Source organism: Myxosarcina sp. GI1, from assembly GCF_000756305.1.
In the GTDB taxonomy this organism is placed as follows: domain Bacteria; phylum Cyanobacteriota; class Cyanobacteriia; order Cyanobacteriales; family Xenococcaceae; genus Myxosarcina.
Window position 1 is genome coordinate 190,639 of sequence record NZ_JRFE01000017.1, and the last position, 20,079, is coordinate 210,717.

The 20,079-nt window shown below is 39.9% G+C and carries 23 protein-coding genes; 10 read left to right on the plus strand and 13 right to left on the minus strand.

Annotated elements, in window-relative coordinates; translation table 11 throughout:
- Window positions 1–86 precede the first annotated feature (86 nt).
- Window positions 87–2,330, minus strand: a complete 2,244-nt coding sequence (locus KV40_RS13700; RefSeq protein WP_036482352.1) for a bifunctional (p)ppGpp synthetase/guanosine-3',5'-bis(diphosphate) 3'-pyrophosphohydrolase — start codon at window positions 2,328–2,330, stop codon at window positions 87–89.
- A 335-nt stretch (window positions 2,331–2,665) separates the two neighbouring features.
- Here KV40_RS13700 and patD point away from each other — a divergent pair, with 335 nt between their 5' ends.
- Window positions 2,666–3,043, plus strand: a complete 378-nt coding sequence (patD, locus tag KV40_RS13705; protein WP_036482355.1) for a heterocyst frequency control protein PatD — start codon at window positions 2,666–2,668, stop codon at window positions 3,041–3,043.
- A 132-nt stretch (window positions 3,044–3,175) separates the two neighbouring features.
- On the opposite strand, the gene KV40_RS13710 is transcribed toward patD, so the two are convergent.
- Window positions 3,176–3,685, minus strand: coding sequence for a pentapeptide repeat-containing protein (locus KV40_RS13710; protein WP_036482358.1), 510 nt, complete (start codon window positions 3,683–3,685; stop codon window positions 3,176–3,178).
- A 102-nt stretch (window positions 3,686–3,787) separates the two neighbouring features.
- Between KV40_RS13710 and trpD the strand changes: the two genes are divergently transcribed.
- Window positions 3,788–4,834 carry an anthranilate phosphoribosyltransferase gene (gene trpD / locus KV40_RS13715; protein ID WP_036482361.1) on the plus strand — a complete coding sequence of 349 codons (1,047 nt, stop codon included), beginning with the start codon at window positions 3,788–3,790 and terminating at the stop codon, window positions 4,832–4,834.
- A gap of 6 nt (window positions 4,835–4,840) precedes the next feature.
- Here the strand turns inward: trpD and KV40_RS13720 are convergent, their stop codons facing one another.
- From KV40_RS13720 to KV40_RS13770, 11 genes are all read right to left on the minus strand, one after another.
- A complete protein-coding gene (locus tag KV40_RS13720; protein WP_036482362.1) occupies window positions 4,841–5,293 on the minus strand; it encodes a hypothetical protein in 453 nt (150 codons plus the stop codon).
- 84 nt (window positions 5,294–5,377) lie between these two features.
- Window positions 5,378–5,590, minus strand: coding sequence for a hypothetical protein (locus KV40_RS13725; protein ID WP_036482364.1), 213 nt, complete (start codon window positions 5,588–5,590; stop codon window positions 5,378–5,380).
- 65 nt (window positions 5,591–5,655) lie between these two features.
- Window positions 5,656–6,429 carry an MBL fold metallo-hydrolase gene (locus KV40_RS13730; RefSeq protein ID WP_036482366.1) on the minus strand — a complete coding sequence of 258 codons (774 nt, stop codon included), beginning with the start codon at window positions 6,427–6,429 and terminating at the stop codon, window positions 5,656–5,658.
- Between the two features lie 19 nt (window positions 6,430–6,448).
- Window positions 6,449–7,039: an aminodeoxychorismate/anthranilate synthase component II gene (locus KV40_RS13735; protein WP_036482368.1), complete on the minus strand. Its 591-nt coding sequence runs from the start codon at window positions 7,037–7,039 to the stop codon at window positions 6,449–6,451.
- 15 nt (window positions 7,040–7,054) lie between these two features.
- Window positions 7,055–7,513 (minus strand): diacylglycerol kinase family protein, encoded by a 459-nt coding sequence (locus tag KV40_RS13740; RefSeq protein ID WP_036482371.1) that lies wholly within the window; start codon window positions 7,511–7,513, stop codon window positions 7,055–7,057.
- Between the two features lie 168 nt (window positions 7,514–7,681).
- Window positions 7,682–8,296 (minus strand): rRNA maturation RNase YbeY, encoded by a 615-nt coding sequence (gene ybeY, locus KV40_RS13745; protein ID WP_052055625.1) that lies wholly within the window; start codon window positions 8,294–8,296, stop codon window positions 7,682–7,684.
- Window positions 8,297–8,302: 6 nt separating this feature from the next.
- Complete coding sequence (locus tag KV40_RS13750; RefSeq protein WP_036482373.1) at window positions 8,303–8,488, minus strand: DUF3285 domain-containing protein; 186 nt, start codon at window positions 8,486–8,488, stop codon at window positions 8,303–8,305.
- Window positions 8,489–8,550: 62 nt separating this feature from the next.
- Entirely contained in the window at window positions 8,551–9,189 is a 639-nt protein-coding gene (locus tag KV40_RS13755) for a diacylglycerol/polyprenol kinase family protein (RefSeq protein ID WP_072013822.1), read from the minus strand.
- A gap of 154 nt (window positions 9,190–9,343) precedes the next feature.
- Entirely contained in the window at window positions 9,344–9,775 is a 432-nt protein-coding gene (locus KV40_RS13760) for a ferredoxin (protein WP_036482376.1), read from the minus strand.
- The gene (locus KV40_RS13765) at window positions 9,775–10,161 is read right to left on the minus strand and encodes a DUF1257 domain-containing protein (protein ID WP_036482379.1); all 387 of its coding nucleotides are present in this window, start codon (window positions 10,159–10,161) and stop codon (window positions 9,775–9,777) included. The genes KV40_RS13760 and KV40_RS13765 overlap by 1 nt, the downstream gene beginning before the upstream one ends.
- 45 nt (window positions 10,162–10,206) lie before the next feature.
- Entirely contained in the window at window positions 10,207–10,422 is a 216-nt protein-coding gene (locus tag KV40_RS13770) for a DUF2997 domain-containing protein (protein ID WP_036482382.1), read from the minus strand.
- Window positions 10,423–10,776: 354 nt separating this feature from the next.
- Between KV40_RS13770 and KV40_RS13775 the strand changes: the two genes are divergently transcribed.
- The 8 genes from KV40_RS13775 (at window position 10,777) to KV40_RS13810 (ending at window position 19,835) form a co-directional block, all read left to right on the plus strand.
- On the plus strand, window positions 10,777–11,778 hold the full coding sequence (locus KV40_RS13775; protein WP_036482385.1) for a saccharopine dehydrogenase-like oxidoreductase: 1,002 nt from the start codon (window positions 10,777–10,779) through the stop codon (window positions 11,776–11,778).
- 113 nt (window positions 11,779–11,891) lie between these two features.
- Window positions 11,892–12,806 (plus strand): histone deacetylase, encoded by a 915-nt coding sequence (locus KV40_RS13780; RefSeq protein ID WP_036482388.1) that lies wholly within the window; start codon window positions 11,892–11,894, stop codon window positions 12,804–12,806.
- A gap of 165 nt (window positions 12,807–12,971) precedes the next feature.
- Window positions 12,972–14,351, plus strand: coding sequence for an ATP-binding protein (locus tag KV40_RS13785; protein WP_036482648.1), 1,380 nt, complete (start codon window positions 12,972–12,974; stop codon window positions 14,349–14,351).
- Window positions 14,352–14,498: 147 nt separating this feature from the next.
- Window positions 14,499–16,289, plus strand: coding sequence for a fatty acyl-AMP ligase (locus tag KV40_RS13790; protein WP_036482391.1), 1,791 nt, complete (start codon window positions 14,499–14,501; stop codon window positions 16,287–16,289).
- A 34-nt stretch (window positions 16,290–16,323) separates the two neighbouring features.
- Complete coding sequence (locus KV40_RS13795) at window positions 16,324–16,758, plus strand: DoxX family protein (RefSeq protein ID WP_072013823.1); 435 nt, start codon at window positions 16,324–16,326, stop codon at window positions 16,756–16,758.
- A 111-nt stretch (window positions 16,759–16,869) separates the two neighbouring features.
- Window positions 16,870–17,103: a hypothetical protein gene (locus KV40_RS13800; RefSeq protein WP_036482394.1), complete on the plus strand. Its 234-nt coding sequence runs from the start codon at window positions 16,870–16,872 to the stop codon at window positions 17,101–17,103.
- A 222-nt stretch (window positions 17,104–17,325) separates the two neighbouring features.
- On the plus strand, window positions 17,326–17,679 hold the full coding sequence (locus tag KV40_RS13805) for a hypothetical protein (RefSeq protein WP_052055626.1): 354 nt from the start codon (window positions 17,326–17,328) through the stop codon (window positions 17,677–17,679).
- A 530-nt stretch (window positions 17,680–18,209) separates the two neighbouring features.
- The gene (locus KV40_RS13810; RefSeq protein ID WP_036482397.1) at window positions 18,210–19,835 is read left to right on the plus strand and encodes a hypothetical protein; all 1,626 of its coding nucleotides are present in this window, start codon (window positions 18,210–18,212) and stop codon (window positions 19,833–19,835) included.
- The last annotated feature ends 244 nt before the right edge of the window (window positions 19,836–20,079 follow it).

Here is a 20,079-nt window from a genome sequence, read left to right on the forward strand (position 1 = left end):
AATAACAGGAGACTAAGAGACTTGGGAATTTCTCTACTAGATACTTCTACTGTCTCCGCGTCACAAAAAATCTTTCCTGTTATCTATTAGCGATCGCTGTTTATCACCCGATGAATATTTAACACGTCGCTCATCTTTTGAATTCTCTGTAAGATGTATTCAAACTGTTGGCGATCGCGGATATCCAAACTTAGAGAAATTAAAGCTGGTCGATTGCGACTGGTTTTAACTCCTGCATTACGAATGTTGATTCCGCGATCGCTCAACCGAGCTAAGATATCTTTTAGTACCCCGACGCGATCGAGTGCTTCGATTTGAATGTCTACAGGATAGGTCAAAACCTGTCCTCGTTCGTCGTTGGAATTCCAGCTAACGGGTACCAAACGTTCTCCTGGTACTTTTTCTACATTGACGCAATCTTGGCAGTGAATGGAAATGCCGCGAGCATTTTGAGTTACCACACCTATGATTGATTCTCCAGGCAGGGGCTTGCAACAGCCTGCCAGGTGATGCAACAGACCTTCTACGCCGATAATCGGTGAATTGCTATTAGAACTAGAGGGAGCAACGCGATCGTTAGAAACCGATATTTCAGTATCGAGTTCCGATTCAACTTCTTCTACTGGCTGCTGTTCTTTAACTACATCTCGTAGGCGATTGACAACCTGATTTAAAGTTATCTCTCCATAGCCTAATGCTGCTAGTAAGTCATCTACAGATAAATAGTTGCAGCGCTGGGCTACCGTTTGCATCGGTTCGGATTTTAACAGCGAATCCAAGCCACTTTTACCCAACTCTTTTTCTAATAGCTCTTTACCGCGAGCGATGTTTTCATCCCGATGCGATCTTTTGTACCATTGGCGAATGCGATTGCGTGCTGAGGGAGTGACGACAAAGTTGAGCCAGTCCAAACTGGGATGGCTGTTTTTTTGCGTAACAATTTCGACAATATCGCCATTTTCTAAAGGTTGAGATAGCATCGTCCAGCGTCCGTTGACTCTCGCCCCTTTCATGTGATTGCCTACCTCGGTATGGATGCGATAAGCAAAATCTACGGCTGTAGATCCATGTGCCAGAGCGATAACATCTCCGTTAGGAGTAAAGACATAAACATCGTCTTCAAATAAATTGTCTTTGAGGCTGTCGATATATTCTTGAGCATCTTTAAGATCGTTTTGCCATTCTAAAAGCTGCCGTAGCCAGGTAAACTTGTCATCATCTGAAGATACCTGTAGGTCGCTCGAACCTGATTCTTTATACTTCCAGTGAGCGGCAATTCCATATTCGGCAACGTGGTGCATTTCCATCGTCCGAATTTGAACTTCGATCGGACGACCGTTGGAACCGACGACGGTAGTATGAAGAGATTGATAGCGGTTTGGTTTGGGCAAACCAATATAGTCTTTAAAACGTCCTGGGATTGGTTTGAAAGCATCGTGAACTACCGCTAAAGCGCGGTAACATTCCTCATTAGTTTCGACAATAATTCTAAAGGCAGCAATATCGTAAATTTGACTGAATTCCTTATGCTGCCGCTGCATCTTTTGGTAAATGCCGTAAAGATGTTTTGGTCTGCCTTGCAGTTCTGAAATTCTAATTTTTAGTTTTTCCAGACGCGATCGCAATGTTTCTGTTACCCAAGCAATTCTCGCTTCGCGATCGGCGCGGCGTTCGGCAACTAAAGCTTTTATTTGCTCGTAAGCTTCTGGTTCTAAGTATTTGAAGCATAAATCTTCTAATTCCCATTTAAACCGACCAATTCCCAATCTATTGGCTAGAGGAGCAAATATTTCTCGCGTTTCCAAGCTGATGCGCTTTTGCTTTTTAGGATCGAGATGCTCTAACGTCCGCATATTATGCAGCCGATCTGCTAGCTTGACCACAATCACGCGGATGTCGGTTGCCATTGCTAAAAACATCCGCCGAAAATTTTCAGCCTGGCGTTCGGTCTTACTAGAAAAATTAAATTTAGAAAGCTTGGTTACGCCCTCTACTAACTGCCGTACCTGAAGACCAAAAAGTTCTTCAATTTCCTCTAAAGTTACCTCGGTATCTTCGACAACATCATGCAAAAAACCAGCCGCAATAGTGACGCTATCACCTCCTAAGTCCCTTAATAAGCCAGCTACGGCAACTGGATGAGCAATATAAGGAGCTCCAGATTTTCGGTATTGACCTTCGTGCAATTTATAAGCAAAATTGAAGGCGCGACAAATTAAATCGGCATCCGTCTGGTTGCTGTCCGACTTTTGTTGGAGCAAACACGCTTGTAACCAATCAGGAAGTTCTAGTTCTGTTTTTGGAGTTTCGGCGAGATAGATGGCAGTCATAAATTGGTGGTGGTGGCTGGGTTATCTGCAAAAGGAACGAGAATTAATTGTTTAAAATAAAAAATATTTTAGATGAATAACTATTTTTAAAATTCTCGAAAGCCACTAATTAGTTAGGTTAGAGCTTGATAATAGATAATAAAAGTATAAATCAAACGAAGAAACGGCGGTATTTGAGAAAATCTCTAGCTACAAGAGCAAATGCTCGCAGATTCTTTAAAGTTCGATTTTAAATAATTAACGATAAAAACTTCATTATAATATATTTTGTCGTTAAGATGACAGTATAAAAGTCAAGCTTGTTTAACAAAATTTTACCGTATTCAGTCTTTAAAATGTTATCTGCACCACAACAAAAAGCATATCAGGAATTTTTAGTTTTATTAACAAAATTTAAAGAGAACTTTAAAGACGATGCACAAAAAATCAACCCAACCACAACCAAAGAACGCTTTAGAAAAATACAGCAGTGGTTTGAGGAAAAAATAGCTCACTCAAGCGCGGAACATTTAGCCGAAGTGGAGATCGCACCTAGCTGGCAAGCCATACAAAGAGAACTAATTAGAGAATTTCGTTTATTATCGACAGATGTAATTTTTTTAGCTTCCGCTCGTCAAACTGCTACTAAAAAAGCGAGATTGCAGAGCATAGATACTCGCATAGATAAACTTATTAACTACTGTCAAACCATGATTTCTCAAGAAAAATTGTAGCAGCGCGACAAATTATCGATGAGCAATTTCGGGTGGTCAGCATTCGGAGGAAACCTCCGAATTATGCCCTCACAATGAGCAATGAGCAACGAAGCACTAAACACTGTTCATTGTTCGCTGTTCATTGATAAGCTATCTACAGCCTATAGAGTCTCTAGTGTTAACACCTGTTTTAGAATTTTCGCCAGAAGCGTCAGCACATAGTTGTTTAATCTGCCATTTTTCTAAAACTGCATTAGTAAAATCAGCCCCTTTTATCTTAGTTCCTTCAAATGTAGAAAATGAAAGAACTGCCTCTTCAAAAATAGCATCGCTCAAATTGGCACCATCAAAATTAGTCAAATAAGCAAACCCATAGGTAAAGTCAACACCGCTGAGATTGGCATTAGACAGATTGGAAGCGTTAAATACCGCTCCTCGAAGATTGGCGTTACTAAAATCGGCATCTTCTAGCTCGACTTTGGCAAAATCAACACTCTCTAGATCCTTACCAGCAAAATTTTTGTTTCGGAGTTCGTCTTTAGTAAACTCACTGAAAGCAGAAGGAGTAACAGAAGTAGAACTTGCTCCAAGAGCGGGCAGGGGAAAAGCTAACACGATTAACAACAATAAACAAGCACTTAGGCGAAGAAAATATTTCATAGATATACTAAACTTTCCGACAAATCTAACTTAATAGAGAATACAATTTTAGATTGTAAATCTTTTCTGACAACGCAACTGTTGCAATCGCAAGTACCAATAATGATATCTGGCAAGACAGATTTAGACTTTTCCCAACTCTTACAGCAACTCTTAGAAGGTCGTTCTCTATCTCAAGCTCAAGCGGCTGAATTGATGACGGGGTGGCTACAAGAAAACATTCCCATCGTCGTTTCGGGGGCAATTTTGGCGGCAATACAAGCTAAGGGAGTATCTGCCGACGAACTAGCAGGAATGGCACAGGTACTAAAATCTCAGTCCAGGCAACAGCCAGAAGTTCGACACGACTTGCCAGTTATCGACACCTGCGGTACGGGAGGCGACGGTGCTGCTACTTTTAATATTTCTACTGCGGTAGCGTTTGTAGTGGCAGCAGCAGGTGTTAGAGTTGCCAAACATGGCAATCGTTCTGCTTCTAGCAAAGTTGGTTCGGCAGATGTTTTAGAGTATTTGGGAGTAAATCTCAAGGCACCAACCGAACAGGTGCGCTCGGCACTAGATGAAGTAGGAATTACTTTTTTATTCGCTCCTGGGTGGCACCCTGCCATGAAAGCTGTCGCTCCTTTAAGAACTACCCTCAAAGTTAGAACGGTATTTAACTTATTAGGTCCTCTGGTCAATCCTCTTTCTCCTACAGGTCAGGTAATTGGCGTGTATGACCCTAAGTTTATCAGCAGTATGGCGGAGGCTTTAAATCGGCTCAAAATCTCAAAGGCAATTGTCTTACACGGTCGAGAAAGATTAGATGAAGCAGGGTTGGGGGACAAAAGCGATCTGGCATTGTTGAGCGAGGGGAAAGTTAACTATAGTGCGATCGATCCCCAAGAATTAGGTTTGACTCACGCCTCTTTAGCAGAATTAAAAGGAGGAGAAGTGAACGAGAACGCTGCTATTTTAAAAAACGTTTTACAAGGCAAAGGCAAGCGATCGCAACAGGATGTAGTGGCTTTAAATGCTGCTTTAGCTTTACAGGTTGCCGAGTTAGTGCCTTTTGGCGATAATCTTCAAAGTATAGAAACAGCACGAGAAATTATTGCCAGTGGTGCGGCATGGCAGAAACTAGAGGAATTAGTTAAGTTTTTAAGTTAGCAAAAGTCAATCGAAACATGGCGAAAAAAGTACTTCCCCTATGGTATCTGGATACCAATATATAACTTGTCTATATTCCTGCTCATTTAGTAAACCTAAATTTCTCTTAGTAGCTTCTGAGTTTAAGATATTTGCCGAGACAACAGAATGTTTATCATCCAATTCCTTTAAAGCTTCTTTTAATAATGGTTTATCTATAAAAGATCCACCTAATTTATATATATCTGAAACTTTACTGAATCCAAATACAAAAGTACCGTAATTTATGTAAATATAAAATTTTTCTTCTTTATCCTGTACTTTGGCTTTGTAGAAATTATCTGGATACCTATACTCGTAAACTTCTACTACTTTCAACAAACCGAATCCTTGTAAGGAATAACAGAGAATTTTAAATTTAGAAATATCCATTATTTGCTCGGTTGCAAACCCTGTAACATTTGGAGGTATCTCGTACATAATTCATTCCAAATTAGTACATAATTAAGACCATAGAAAGATTGAGTTTTGCTTAATAGTAAAAAATTGTTATCGTAGATTTTACTAACATTTGCAGCAGCGAACACAAATCCGAAATATTGCCAGAATTGCTAACACCTCTGCTATGAGTAAAAATGATTGGGGAGTTAGACACAGTCCCCATATCAAAAGTAAGGCACCGACAATTGCCGCCGTGAGCCGCGCTACTTCTTCTGTGGTTCTAATGCCCCACCAAATTGTTCCCAAGCCTATTCCCAAAAAAAATAAGTAACTCATCTGCCGAACGAGCTTAAGTATACATAAGTTCGATAGATTTTATAGCATTATCAAAAAAGTTTAGGTTAAGTATAGTTGAGAACTCGAACTAAAGTACCTTCTTGGGGTAGATCTGTAGGCTTAATAGAAATACTATTGCTATCTAATCTTTTGACTTCCATCTCGGAAGTCAAATTTAAAAATTCTTCTACTCCTACAAGATCGCAATTTTCTTTATTAGCAGCAGCAGTAAGATACTGAGTGGGAATTACTACTTTAGGATTGAGTGCGGAAATTGCTTTTTTAGCCTGTTGGGGATCGTAGGCTTTGGCCCCACCACCGACGGGAATTAGCACCACATCGGGACTACCCATGAGAATTTTTTCTTCGATGGTAATCGGTGCTGCGGCACCGCCTAAATGCAGAATATTAATTCCTGCCTGATTCCAACGCCAGGCAGTATTTTTGCCAAAACGCCTGCCGCCTTCGCGGTCGTGTGGGGTACTGATTCCCTGAAATTTAATATTGCCTACTTGATAATCTCCAGATTGAGTAATAATTCTGGGGTTACCCGCTACTTCTTCTACCGCCCCCTCATCTAAGAGAAAGCTGCTAATTAAGACCACATCTACTTCTACCTGGGGAAGCGAATAGCCAGCAGTACAGCCTGCGGCACGAAAGGGATTGACCAAAACTTTCAAACCGTTACCTGTAAACAAAAAACAGGTATGACCAAAATACTCTATGGTTATTGATTCGCTGGTGTTTTGAGCCAGAGATTTAGAGGCAGAAACCCAGTTAGCAGCGATCGCTCCTACTGCTCCTCCCACACCATAACAGATTAACTGTCGCCGTTTCATAAACTTGTTAGCTAAATTGTCAACTGATAGATTCTAAAAAATTACGCAGTAATTGCTTGCCCGAATTAGTCAGAATACTTTCTGGATGAAATTGGACTCCTTGAATATGAGGAAAGTTCCGATGGCGTACGCCCATAATCGTCCCGTCTTCTACCCAGGCAGTTATTTCTAAAACGTCGGGTATGGAACTGCGATCGATTACCAAACTATGGTATCGCGTAGCGGTAAAAGGCGAATCGATTCCTTTAAATACGCCCACATTTTGATGGCTGACTTCGGAGGTTTTGCCGTGCATCAAGCTGGGAGCGGCAACAATTTTACCGCCAAACACCTGCCCGATACTTTGATGACCCAGACAAACTCCTAAAATAGGCAGCCTGGAGCCGAGCTTTTCGATTAACTGTAGTGAAATCCCCGCATCTTCAGGACGACCTGGACCGGGAGAAATAACTACACCATCTGGCTTTAAAGCTTCAATAGTTTCTAAATCGATGCGATCGTTCCGATACACTTTAATATCTTTGGCAACTGGAAACTCTTGTCCCAACTCTCCTAGATATTGAACTAAGTTATAAGTAAAACTATCGTAGTTGTCTATAACTATAATCAACGCCAATCTCCGTTATTAAAACGATACTAATGGCTGTAGCAGAGGGGGTAATAAAATAAACGCGGCTACTAACACCGCTGCGGTCGCACCAATTAAAACTGCCCCTGCCGCACAGTCCTTAGCAATTTTAGCGAGTTCGTGATAACTTTGCTTTACTGTTAGATCGACTACCGCTTCAATCGCCGTATTAATCAATTCTAAAACCATGACAATGGCGCATGTCAAAACAATAACTGCCATTTCCATCGGCTGAATGTGTAGATAACTGCCGAGGCTAACTGCAAGTGCGCCTATTGCTGTATGTATCCGAAAGTTCCTTTGAGTGAGAAAGGCGTATTTTACCCCTGCCCAGGCATATTTAAAACTTAAAAATAAGTTAGGTGCGACTTGCCAGGCCAACTGTCTCAAAACTGGTTTATTAGTAGAATCAGAAGTGTCTCGAACTACATTATTGAAATTGGTTGATTCGGTCATATTTAAACTAAAACCTCTAGGGTTATCCTCACACTTGCTTAACGAAATCGAAGCTAGTTTTTATTTGTTATCCTAATCCAACATTCGGTATATAGAAAAAATCTTTAACTACAAATATTTATATCGAGCGATCTTCATAGCAAATTTTGCTACTAAACGATAGCTGGACTATAAACCAACTAGGCTTAATAAATCTGACTGGCGATCGAGCATTTCAGTCAGACTAGCTTCATCTGGATGATCCCATCCTAAAAGATGCAATAAACCATGACTCGACAACCAAGCTAATTCTTTAGTTAAAGAATGATTGTGCGACTGTGCTTGTCTGAGGGCAGTATCGAGAGAAATAATAATATCTCCTAAATATAGCGGTTCGTCGAAATCTGTTATTTGGGGCATATCTGTTTCTAATGCAGCAAATGCCAAAACATCCGTCGCCCGATCTTGATGACGATATTGGCGATTAAAAGTTGCCATTTCGCGATCGCTTGTCAATCTCAAGCTGAGTTCATAAGAACGCGTCCTCCGAATACGCGACGTGAATGCGTCATCAGCCTTCGGAGAAGGCGTTTGCAGCATGGGCTGGCGGCTGCGTAGCTGTTTCGGGTACTCGTGTCGTTTGTAGGTATTATTAAAAATTTGGGGCTGTAAGAAATTAATCCAGTTTTGAAACCAACGGTTCCAATCGATCGAGCTAATATTGTCCAGATCCTCAGTAATTGCTTTCGAGTAATGATTTTCGATAAAAGCTGTAAGCTGAATCTGAGCCGTAATTGAATTCATACGATTTTATCTGGTCAAATAAGCCAAACCAATTAACACTGCTAATAAACCAACGGTAGTCAGGAAAAAGTGTCTTAAAGATCTGCCTCCTTTTCGCACCATATTACGCATAGCTAGCTTAACGTAACTATCTTGTGGTCGATCTTCTAAAGGAGATTGGTCGGGGTTTGGGGTAGAGGTCGAATTTGTCATAGTTAGTAATAGTTAAAACGCAAGAATTCCAATAGAATTTTAATAATTTTACAAAAGATTAATTAATTTAATAATACTCGAACACACCAAAAACAGAGTGTAGCACTGCCAATAGGAACGGTTAAATTATCAATTCCTAGAAGCGAAAAAGCTTCTAAAGCAGTAGCTACTATTGCCACGATAAGGGAAATTGACCAATTCTGCCAGCTTTGACCCTCAACTGCGAGCAGGATCGAAGCGCAAACTATAAATGCTGAAATTGCCATTGCCAGAGAACCTTCCCAGCTTTTAGTAATCTTGCCAATTTTATAAGTGTGATTGCCAAAATTTTGTCCGATAATAGCCGCCATACCATCTCCCCAGGCCATTACTAAAATGCCAATTGTGGTGTATTGAGGATAATCTTGCCAAAACAAAGCCGCTAAAACACCGATGCTGATGGCATAAAATAGCGTACCCAGACTGTTGCGTCCGACACTGTTAATACTTGGCAGAATAGGCAAAAAATAAGAACTTACGGCGATCGCTGCCGCAATTACGGCGGCACTAATAATTACGGTAGTGGAAATATTCAGCCACCAGGCGAGCATAATTACATTGCCGCTGCCAATATGAACTATCTTTCTGGTCAGTTCGGAATCATTAGCCACAAAGCGGCTTAATCCCTCGGCAATAAGAACTAAAATTGCCAGATACAGCATGACCAGACTGAGGGGATACCACAGAGATGAGATTAAATTAGGTGATGCGATCGAACTATTCAAGATATCCTCCCCGTGAACTATAAAAACAAATATAAAACCTCAATAGAGTTTACCTATTGAGGTCTAAAAAAATTAACTGAGTTATCTTTAATTATTTAATTTTTCCAGGCATACGGCTTTTTTTATTCATCGATGATTTTCTCATTGCTGGCGGCAAAGCTAAATGTTCGATAATTTGATATTTGCGGTCTGCCTCTAACTGCTTGAGTTCGATCCAGTCTACCCAGTGAATGCAGTTTACAGGACAAGTATCGATCGCCTCTTCGATAATTTCTAATGAATCACCATCTTGATTGAAGACTCTAGCTCGTCCGTGTTCCGATTCGATATAAAAAGTATTAGGTGCGGTATGGGCGCAGTGTTTGCAGCCGATACATCTATTTTCATCGACATATGCACCTTTTTGGCGCAAAGCTCCACCTAATTCTGGCTCAAAACCCGTTCTAGTTTCTGATTCTCGGAATATACCCCCTAATTCTGGCTCAAAACCAGAGCGATTGGAGGTATTAGAAAAATCGGACATTACGCACTCCAGCGTTGAACTACGAGACGGAGCGAACCGTCTTTATTTTGTTGTTGTTCTGAAATTGAAAATCCTTGATTACTAGCTTCGTTGACAACAGTATGATAGGCATAACGTTGAGTTACCTGTCTTAAAAAACCGTCTACCGTTAGGGGCTGTTGCCAATATTGCAGGTCGGCTACTAACTCATATTCACTGCCGTTCCAGCTAAAACCAACATCGTAGTTATTGTTTTGTTCGATTAGCACTTCGGCTTGGCGAGTTTGCCCCTGATATCCTCGGACTTGCGCGGGACCTGATTTCCAATTTACTCCTACATCGTTGAGAGCGGCTTTTAATGAAGACAAATTGCGAATCTTGGTTTTGATATTACTAAAATGTGACATATTTCTTGTTTCTTAATGAACTTTTTTTCAAACCATTTCACGAACTTACCAATCCGATGCACTAAAGGTGCTTTGAGTGGCAACTTTTTCCGACTGATTTACTTGTTGAGCGTAGTAATCTGAAGTTTGCAATTGAGAAACTACTACTCCAAGCTGCGCTTCAATTGCCCTGGTCACCTCTTGACAAGAAGACCCGACAATGCCTGTAACCGTTTCTTTTACTCTGCCGTCAGGATAAATGATAAATTCTAGTGTTTCCATTGCTTTGATGGCGATCGCTTTTGTTTGGCTGATATTAGAGCTAAACGTTAGATAGATCTAATTAGTTGCGTTTTCCAACTGCTTTTGATGATACTCATCTTTAACAGTTGTATTAATAATATGAAAATATTATCAAAAATTAATAATTGATAAATTACTTACTATCTCATTATTTAAGTTTTTCTTAGTTTATACAGCGAGTCAAGGGTTAGAACGGCAATTAATTAATAAATCTATACAAAATGACAGAAAAAATCGACCGATAGCAAAAATTTTTTAGATCGACTTTTAATTTACTTATGATGCCGTTAACTCACATAATTAAAACTGGTTAAATATTAATTAGACATAAACATGATTGTAGACAGAGTGAACCAACCCCTAAGAATTGGTGTTTTGGGTTTTGGAGGTTTGGGACAAGCCGCAGCCAGAGTTTTGGCTCCAAAAAGCGAAATGATTTGGACGGCAGCAGCAGACCAAAAAGGCTACGCTTACTGTCAGACAGGATTAGATGTTAATACGGCAGTTGAAGCCTATAGAGATCGCCATTCTTTGGGTTATCTCGAACCTTACGGTACTTTTAGTAACACTAGCATTCAAGATTTATTGACCAATGCTGCTGTAGATGGATATTTTCTAGCATTGCCCAATCTACCCAATACTTTTATGGCAGATGTTGTCCGACAGTTCATTCGCTCTGGGTGGCAGGGAGTACTAGTTGATGCTCTCAAACGCACTAGTGCGGTAGAACAACTGTTAGAATTACGCTCCGAACTACAGCAAGCAAAAATCACCTATCTAACAGGTTGTGGTGCCACTCCAGGATTATTAACCGCCGCCGCTGCCGTTGCCGCTCAAAGTTTTGCCGAAATTCACAGCGTTAAAATTACTTTTGGCGTGGGTATTGCTAACTGGGAGGCATATCGCGCTACGATACGCGAAGATATTGCTCACATGCCTGGATACGATGTCGAGAGGGCAAGGAATATGAGCGATCGCGAAGTGGCTGCTTTACTAGATAAAACCAACGGAATTTTAGCCTTAGAAAATATGGAACATGCCGATGATATTATGCTGGAGCTAGCGGGAATTTGCGGTCGCGATCGCGTTACTGTTGGGGGTGTTGTGGATACGCGCAATCCGAAAAAACCTCTCAGTACCAACGTCAAAATTACAGGACGCACCTTTGAGGGCAAAATCTCAACTCACACCTTTACCTTAGGCGACGAAACCAGCATGGCAGCCAATGTTTGTGGTCCCGCTTTTGGTTATCTCAAAGCAGGTGCGGCTTTAAATGGACGCGGTATCTTTGGTTTGTTTACCGCCGCAGAAATTATGCCTCAGTTTGTTAGATAATTCGGAGGGGCAAGGTAGTGCTTTGCCCCTACAGATTAAAATTCCGAATTCTGCAATTCAATTCTTCATCTATGATTAAAACTAATTGCATCGCTGAATTTTAAATTACCAGTATGCTTTCAGTTATTTATTCTCCAGAATTTTTAGAACACGATACGGGCTACGCTCATCCCGAATGTCCCGCGCGCTTGACGGCAATAGCGGAAGCTTTACAACAGGTTTCCTGGCAAGACAAATTAGAATGGCTTTCACCCACCCCGATTGAAAACAGAGAAGTATTATCCTGGGTGCGTCAGATTCATACTGCCGCACACATCGAACGAATTAAACTGATTTCGGAAAAAGGAGGAGGATATTTAGACGGAGATACAATTTTATCGGCTCGGAGTTATGAAGTTGCCCTACTGGCAGTCAATGCCTGGTTAGACGGAGTAGATTGGGTACTCGACAAACATAGTCCTGCATTTGTTTTGGCACGTCCTCCAGGACATCATGCAACTGCTAAAACAGGAATGGGTTTTTGTTTATTTTCTAATGCGGCGATCGCGGCAAATTACGCTTTACAACAATCGGGAGTCGAGCGAGTAGCAATTCTAGATTGGGACGTACATCATGGCAACGGTACGGAGGCAATTGTCGAACATAACTCCCAGATTATCTACTGTTCTTTACACCAACATCCCTGTTATCCAGGTACGGGAGCTAAGAGCGATCGCGGTAAATACAATAATGTACTTAATCTACCGATGAATCCAGGCAGCACCATCGAAGACTATCAGCCAGTTTTTACCAGAGAAGTAGTGCCATTTTTAAGCGGGTTCGAGCCAGATTTACTAATTGTCAGCGCGGGTTACGATGCCAATCGTGAAGATCCTCTAGCGGGAATATCGCTACATCCTGATGACTATGCCTGGCTGACTAAATCTATACTGCCTGTTTCCTCCAGGATTTTGTTTGGTTTGGAAGGTGGTTATCATTTAGACTCGCTGGCAAAATCTGTAGTTGCAACTTTAGCTAGTTGTTTGTAATATTTTTTCATTATCGTCTGCATATTTGACTTTAATTTAAGATTCAAACTCAACTAAATGTCGGGGTTGGTAGACTGCCATTTTTCGGTAGTTTATACCCTGACAGATAGTAACCATAAATTCGGTATTCGATTGGCAATTAGTTATGAGCTTGTTAGCAATAATATGAACTCTGTTAAGTCTCCCGAATCTTTATATCAATTAACTCAAGATTTAGAAACTCCCTTAACTTCGATTGCCATCGGTGCTGAAACTCTTAAATTTTATGTTGAAGCAATTATCGAGCTGGCGATCGAACAACAGCTTCAAGCGACAATTTGGGTCAAGCTACCTCAAACCCAAACTTGGCTGGAATTAATACAAAAATACTATCAAACGGGCAAAGCCAAACGTATTTATTTGTGTAATACGCAAAAAAAATCTTTTCGTCCGCTGGCTGATGATGCAGCTAATAAAAAAGTTGTTCCTGTTAAATTTATTAAAAACTCTTGGTTGCAACGAGAGTCTTTTTTGATTGTCTTATCGTCTCAATTCTCCATCGCGCTCTTATCTCAATGGCAAAAAGGACAAATTGTTGTCGAATCTTCACAAAAAAGGTTGACCCAGCCTTATATTCAAATGGTATCTAGCTTTAATTCGTCTGTAATCGAACAGATTTTGGCGGGAGTAAAACAAATTGCTAATGCAGCTGATACTAATAATTTTATAGTTGCAGCAGACTTACAGGTTCCTCAAATAGTAGATAGAGAATCGACACTGCTTGCCCAACTGTTACTCAAGCAAATCGAACGTTGCGAATTATTAAGAACTCAAAGTCATCGGACTTCAGAACGACAGCAAAGCACGAATTCAGCAATTTCAGGCTTACAAGAAGAGTTTTTAAATAGCTTGGCGCGAGAGTTGCGATCGCCAATTACCCATATGAAGACTGCTTTGAGCTTATTAGAATCTAAACAAATTAAAGGCGAACAGCGACAGCGTTATTTACAGATGATTGGTAGCGAATGCGATCGCCAAAATTCTCTAGTACGTGGTTTGCTCGAACTGCTTCAGTTGGGTACGCCTACAGAAAATCGACAGTTGAATTTAGATGAATTTGTTCCAGGGATTGTTAGTACATATCAACCACTGGCAAGAGAACAAAACATTCAATTAGGATATACTATACCTGCTTCTTTGCCCCCTATAGCATGCCCTGTGGCTTGGCTGAGACAAATTATTATCAATTTACTTAACAACAGCTTACAGTTTACTCCTGCTGGCGGTAAAGTATACGTACAGGCATCTCTCAAAAATGAATACATTGAATTATCGATCGCCGATACGGGAATTGGTATTGAAGCTAAAGAAATCGATAAAGTTTTTGATAGTTTTTATAGTACTAAAGCCATCAATCAGCAGCAAACTACAGGTGCGGGTTTGGGATTGACCATTGTACGACAACTAGTAGAACGCATTGGTGGTTCTATTGAAGTTAATAGTAGAGTTGGTAGAGGTACGAACTTTAAAATTTTGCTGCCGACAATACCTGCTGAATTAGTCTGAGCATCAGTTACGATGACAATTACCCATAATCTGTAGGTCTGGTCGAACAGTTTAATATTTTAGATATGAAGGATTGGGGAAATAGGGCATTGAGGATAACCTTATTTAAAGTGATTATCCGTACTCGATATAACTTAATAGCAAAGCATGGTTAACTATTTAACAGCAGTCGATATTTTACTCCACAGAGCCGCAATTGCTCCAGAACAAACTGCCTATACTTTTTTAGCAGATGGCGTAAACGAATCGGGTAAAGTAACTTATCGAGAATTAGATACTCAGGCAAGAGCGATCGCTGCCAAGCTGCAAAGTACACTTAAATCGGGCGACCGCGCCTTGCTAATCTATCCCTATGATAAGGGATTAGAGTTTATTGCTGCTTTTATGGGCTGTTTGTATGCAGGAGTAATTGCCGTTACCGATTATCCTCCCCAGCAAACCAAATCCATTTCCAAGTTTCAAAATCGCCTTGTTGACTCTCAAGCTAAGGTAATTCTCACTAACCACAGTCTTTTAGAACGAATTAAGGGCAATATAGCGAGTTACGTCAAACTATCTCCTAAGTTAGCAGAATTACCTTGGATAGCTAGCGATCGCGTAGAGCTAAATTTAGCTAGCAACTGGCAGCAGCCAAAACTAAACAGCGATACTCTAGCTTTTTTCCAATACACCTCTGGTTCGACAGGAAACCCTAAAGGAGTGATGGTAACTCACGGCAACATCCTGCACAACTCTGAAGTAATCAAACAGGCTTTTCAACATCATCAACAGACCAAAATTTTGATGTGGCTGCCTATGTTTCACGATATGGGCTTAGTAGGTGGTGTAATGCAGCCGTTATACGGAGGCTATCCCGCAGTTTTAATGTCGCCGCTAGCTCTAATTCAACAGCCAGTTTTATGGCTACAGGCTATGTCTCGCTATCAAATTACTACTAGTGGCGGACCAAACTTTGCTTACGATCTCTTGTGCCAAAAAGTTACTCCCCAACAAAGAGAGACGCTCGATCTCAGCCATTGGGAAGTGGCTTTTTCTGGTGCTGAAACAGTAAGGGCTGAAACTTTAGCTAAATTTGCCGAACTATACGCTCCCTGTGGTTTTAAGCCAGAGGCTTTTTATCCTTGCTACGGGATGGCAGAAGCAACTCTATTTATTACGGGAGTCGATAAAACTAAATATCCCCAGGTTTTGTATCTCAGCGAGCCAGATTTAGCCGAAAACAAGGTTGTCTGCGTCGAACCAGATACAGAACGGGCAAAAGCAGTAGTTAGTTGTGGTTGCCCTTGGTTGGGCGATGAAATTATCATTGTAGATCCAGAAACCTTAACCAGATGTCCGAGCAATCGCGTCGGCGAAATTTGGGTCAATGGCAGAGGAGTTGCTAAAGGCTACTGGCAGCAGCCAGAAGCAACAGAACGAGACTTTAATGCTCATCTTGCCAACAATAAAGAAACAACCTATTTACGCACTGGAGACTTGGGATTTATCCGCGATGGCGAACTCTATATCGTCGGGCGGATCAAAGATGTAATGATTATCTGGGGTACATATCGCTATCCCCAACACATCGAACAAACGGTTCAAGATGCCCATCCCGCACTAAGAACTAATGCAGGTGCTGCTTTTGCTGTAGAAATTGCGGGAGAAGAAAGATTGGTTATCGCTAGCGAAGTAGAGAGAACTTTCTTACGGCGTTTACCTGTAGAAGAAATTATAACGGCTATTCGCCAAGCAGTAGGAATAGAACATACTGTAGATGTCTACACCATACTGTTACTCAAAACGGGCAGCATTCCTAAAACTACCAGCGGGAAAATTCAGCGTCGCGCTTGTCGTCAAGGCTTTTTAGACGGTACTTTAAACTTAGTAGGTAAGTGGCAACAAAAAGATCTCAGTCAAAGTAATATTACCGACTTGATGCAAAGAATGGCAGAGTAAAACAGAGGTCAAGACAAGAATTAGAGAACAAGCAATGAAAACCGTATCTACTGAAGTTTCAAACGATAAAAAAAGTCTTCGCAGGGAACTATATGCTACTGAAAATTATCTTCCTCTTTTAGCTCGTATCTCGCTTTCTGCACTCTTTATTTGGTCGGGTATCAATAAGATTTTGCATCCCATTATCACTCAGCAATATATGTCTGCTCATGGAATGCCATTGACATCAATCTTTCTCATAGCGGCGATCGCCCTGGAACTTTTAGGGGCATGTTCTCTATTGCTAGGAATTAAACCCCGATGGGGCGCAACCTTACTAATTATATTTTTAGTTCCCGCTACCTTAATTTTTCATACAAACTTTTCTACCGAACTTCAGCAAGCGATGTTTTTGAAAAATTTAGCAATGTTGGGAGGTCTACTAATGGTAATCCAGTATGGAGGGGGAAATATTGCGCTAACGAAATAAAAGCGATCGCCATAGCTGTATTTCTCGACACTCTTTATATTTTGAAATTGATGCTTAAATCTTCGTCAGTGGGTACTTTACCTTTTAAGTGCATTGAAATTTACTGTCGTAATGAAGCAAAATAATAACCGCAAAAGTCAAAATATTTCAGTAGCAAAAACCTACATCTTTATCTTGATAATGGGGACTATAGGCGCAGTAGTAGGAGCGATCGATAATATGGAAAGTCGAGAGAGTTCCTCTGAAGAAGTAATAGTTCAAATGGGCATAGGAGCCTGTGGAGGTATGGTTGCTGCGAGTTTTTTAAGCATACCGACAATTTTTTCTAAAAAGAACTCAAAATAACAAATCTTGTTTTTCTTGATTTAGCAACGCCATAATTTTTAACCAGCTTACGTTTGTTTTCAATTTAGAGAATCGAGTTCTTGTAACTTCTGCTATTTGTTGGCGATCGCCGCACATTTATCTTCATTTAATATTGTGAGATTATCTTCAATTGTAATTAGTAAACAATACCCCTACTGAGATTGCATCTAAACTAAAAAATACAGATCCAATCTCAGTCTTATGTACTCATCAACAGAGCTATTGGTCGCAGCATTTTTATCTCGTACGCTACCTAAACCAGAGTGGACTCACGAGGCTCATCTGAGAGTGGGTTTATGGCATTTGCTACATTATTCTCCTGGTGATTCGCTGCAAAAATTACGTCAGAGTATTAAGGAATATAACGTCGTCTGTGGAGTTGCCAATACAGAGACTCAGGGATATCACGAGACAATTACTCGTTTTTATGTCTGGCTAATTGATAAATTCGTCCAACAGATAGAAACGAAGCGATCGCTCGATATACTTGCTAATGAGCTAGTCGCTACGGAGATAAATCTTTTCTATTTGAATACTACAGCAAAGATAGATTGATGTCGAAAACGGCAAGGCTGCAATGGGTAGAACCAGATTTAAAACCTTTAATCTAAAATCGCAATGTGTAAAGCGCGATCGCTACAAATTAGAGAATTCAGGTTGTCTCAATGACCGCGTTCAATATAGCGATCGCATCTTGAAATATTTATAATTTTTGTAACATATTATAAAACACACGATTGATTTCAAGTAGTTTTATGTAGAATACAAATGTAGTTAATTAACTGCTTAATTAACTAGCTCGAAAAAGTATCAAATTGTTAAAAAGCAAAAAAAAAGAAAGCTAAGATCGAATTTATTAGACCAAATCATTGCTTTTCATCTAATTAGGACATTTAATCCACTTATAAAACAATTCTCTTAATAGCTAATAAAAGGATAAACTTGCTAAAAATTTATTTACAGTGGCTTAAATGTGCAAAAAATTTCGATAAATTTGTCGTTGATAAAATTAGTACATAAATTCAAAACTTGGTCGTACTAATCGAAAAAGCTTCTCTTTTTTTTAGACAAAAAGAGAAGAAAAAATGAAAACCTTATCTCAAACTATCTCTACAAGCATTAATTATGATGCAGATGGCAACATTGATTCTCGCTATTTAAATGTTTACACATTTGATAAAAATAGTAATCAACTAACAAACGTATACGAAGCTGATAACGATGGAGATGGCAATATCGATTATCGTTATTCAACTACTAACACCTACGACAAAAAAGGAAATCAACTAACCAGCGTTTCTGAATATGACAATGACGCAGACGGTGACATTGACTCTCGCTATTCAACTACCAATACTTACGATAAACAAGGCAATCTGTTAACTAGCGTTTCGGAATCTGATTATGATGGGGACAATCTTTCCAATTCTCGCTATTTAACTAAGAATACCTACGATAAACAAGGCAATTTACTAACTACCATTTCAGAATCTGATAATGATGGTGATGGTAATATTGACTCTTTGTATTCAACTAAGAATACCTACGATAAACAAGGCAATCTGCTAACTAGCATTTCGGAATCTGATAGTGATGGAGACGGCAATATTGACTCTTTGTATTCAACTAAGAATACCTACAACAAAAAGGGAAATCAACTAACCAGCATTTCTGAATATGACAATGACGCAGACGGTGACATTGACTCTCGCTACTCAAACACCAGCACCTACGACAAAAAGGGAAATCGACTGACCAGCGTTTATGAATCTGATTACGATGGCGATGGTAATATTGACTCTTTGTATTCAACTACCAATACCTACGATAAACGAGGCAATCAACTAACCAGCATTTATGAATCTGATTATGATGGAGACGGTCTACTTAATTATCGTTCTTCAACCACCAGTACCTACAACAAACGTGGCAATTTGCTGAGTAGCGTTTACGAATATGACGATGGTGCAGATGGTAGCATTAATTCTCGTTCTTCAACTACCAATACCTACGATAAACGAGGTAATCAATTAAGTAGTGTTTATGAATCCGATTACGATGGCGATGGTCTTTTTGATTATCGTAATTCAACTACCAATACCTACGATAAACGGCGCAATCTGCTAACTAGCATTTCGGAATCTGATAGTGATGGAGACGGCAATATTGACTCTTTGTATTCAACTACCAATACCTACGATAAACAAGGTAATCAATTAAGTAGCGTTTATGAATCCGATTACGATGGCGATGGTCTTTTTAATTATCGTAATTCAACTACCAATACCTACGATAAACGGGGCAATCAACTAACTACCATTTCAGAATCTGATAACGATGGTGATGGTAATATTGATTCTTTGTATTCAACTACCAACACCTACAATAAACGAGGTAATTTGCTAACTAGCGTTTCTGAGTCCGATTACGATGGAGACGGTAACATTGATTATCGCTATTCAACCACGAATACCTATGACAAATGGGGCAATCAACTAACTAGCGTTTACGAAGCTGATTATGATGGAGATGGCAACATTGATTATCGTCAAGAAACACTTTATGAATACTTAGATAAAAGTAAATATATAGCTGGTGTTTCTGATAACGAACTTGTAGTTGCTTTTGATAATCCGAGCAATTCTCAAATTCATCTCTTGAGTGAAGAATCAACTTTCTTAATTTCTTCAGAATTAACGCAGTTGTTTTGACGGCGCTAACTAATAAGTTAATTAAAAGCTAGGTATTGCGGCGTTTTTTGCCAAATGCACTTAACGCCGCTTGTTTTAATAATTAAAAAATATAACAGAGAGAAACGGCAGTGAAATTTTATCGATTAAATCAATAAAATTTCTGAAGATTTTAAGAGTGTAAAATTAGATTTTTTACTTTGACTACTTTTGACTGGCAATAAAAAGCTAAATGGTTTTTGATATAACCAAATCAAATTGAACA

Coding starts and splice junctions, on each gene's coding strand:
- KV40_RS13700 (WP_036482352.1), bottom strand. CDS start 2,330: ATGACTGCCATCTATCTCGCCGAAACTCCAAAAACAGAACTAGAACTT.
- patD (WP_036482355.1), top strand. CDS start 2,666: ATGTTATCTGCACCACAACAAAAAGCATATCAGGAATTTTTAGTTTTA.
- KV40_RS13710 (WP_036482358.1), bottom strand. CDS start 3,685: ATGAAATATTTTCTTCGCCTAAGTGCTTGTTTATTGTTGTTAATCGTG.
- trpD (WP_036482361.1), top strand. CDS start 3,788: ATGATATCTGGCAAGACAGATTTAGACTTTTCCCAACTCTTACAGCAA.
- KV40_RS13720 (WP_036482362.1), bottom strand. CDS start 5,293: ATGTACGAGATACCTCCAAATGTTACAGGGTTTGCAACCGAGCAAATA.
- KV40_RS13725 (WP_036482364.1), bottom strand. CDS start 5,590: ATGAGTTACTTATTTTTTTTGGGAATAGGCTTGGGAACAATTTGGTGG.
- KV40_RS13730 (WP_036482366.1), bottom strand. CDS start 6,429: ATGAAACGGCGACAGTTAATCTGTTATGGTGTGGGAGGAGCAGTAGGA.
- KV40_RS13740 (WP_036482371.1), bottom strand. CDS start 7,513: ATGACCGAATCAACCAATTTCAATAATGTAGTTCGAGACACTTCTGAT.
- ybeY (WP_052055625.1), bottom strand. CDS start 8,296: ATGAATTCAATTACGGCTCAGATTCAGCTTACAGCTTTTATCGAAAAT.
- KV40_RS13750 (WP_036482373.1), bottom strand. CDS start 8,488: ATGACAAATTCGACCTCTACCCCAAACCCCGACCAATCTCCTTTAGAA.
- KV40_RS13755 (WP_072013822.1), bottom strand. CDS start 9,189: ATGCTGTATCTGGCAATTTTAGTTCTTATTGCCGAGGGATTAAGCCGC.
- KV40_RS13760 (WP_036482376.1), bottom strand. CDS start 9,775: ATGTCCGATTTTTCTAATACCTCCAATCGCTCTGGTTTTGAGCCAGAA.
- KV40_RS13765 (WP_036482379.1), bottom strand. CDS start 10,161: ATGTCACATTTTAGTAATATCAAAACCAAGATTCGCAATTTGTCTTCA.
- KV40_RS13770 (WP_036482382.1), bottom strand. CDS start 10,422: ATGGAAACACTAGAATTTATCATTTATCCTGACGGCAGAGTAAAAGAA.
- KV40_RS13775 (WP_036482385.1), top strand. CDS start 10,777: ATGATTGTAGACAGAGTGAACCAACCCCTAAGAATTGGTGTTTTGGGT.
- KV40_RS13780 (WP_036482388.1), top strand. CDS start 11,892: ATGCTTTCAGTTATTTATTCTCCAGAATTTTTAGAACACGATACGGGC.
- KV40_RS13785 (WP_036482648.1), top strand. CDS start 12,972: ATGAACTCTGTTAAGTCTCCCGAATCTTTATATCAATTAACTCAAGAT.
- KV40_RS13790 (WP_036482391.1), top strand. CDS start 14,499: ATGGTTAACTATTTAACAGCAGTCGATATTTTACTCCACAGAGCCGCA.
- KV40_RS13795 (WP_072013823.1), top strand. CDS start 16,324: ATGAAAACCGTATCTACTGAAGTTTCAAACGATAAAAAAAGTCTTCGC.
- KV40_RS13800 (WP_036482394.1), top strand. CDS start 16,870: ATGAAGCAAAATAATAACCGCAAAAGTCAAAATATTTCAGTAGCAAAA.
- KV40_RS13805 (WP_052055626.1), top strand. CDS start 17,326: ATGTACTCATCAACAGAGCTATTGGTCGCAGCATTTTTATCTCGTACG.
- KV40_RS13810 (WP_036482397.1), top strand. CDS start 18,210: ATGAAAACCTTATCTCAAACTATCTCTACAAGCATTAATTATGATGCA.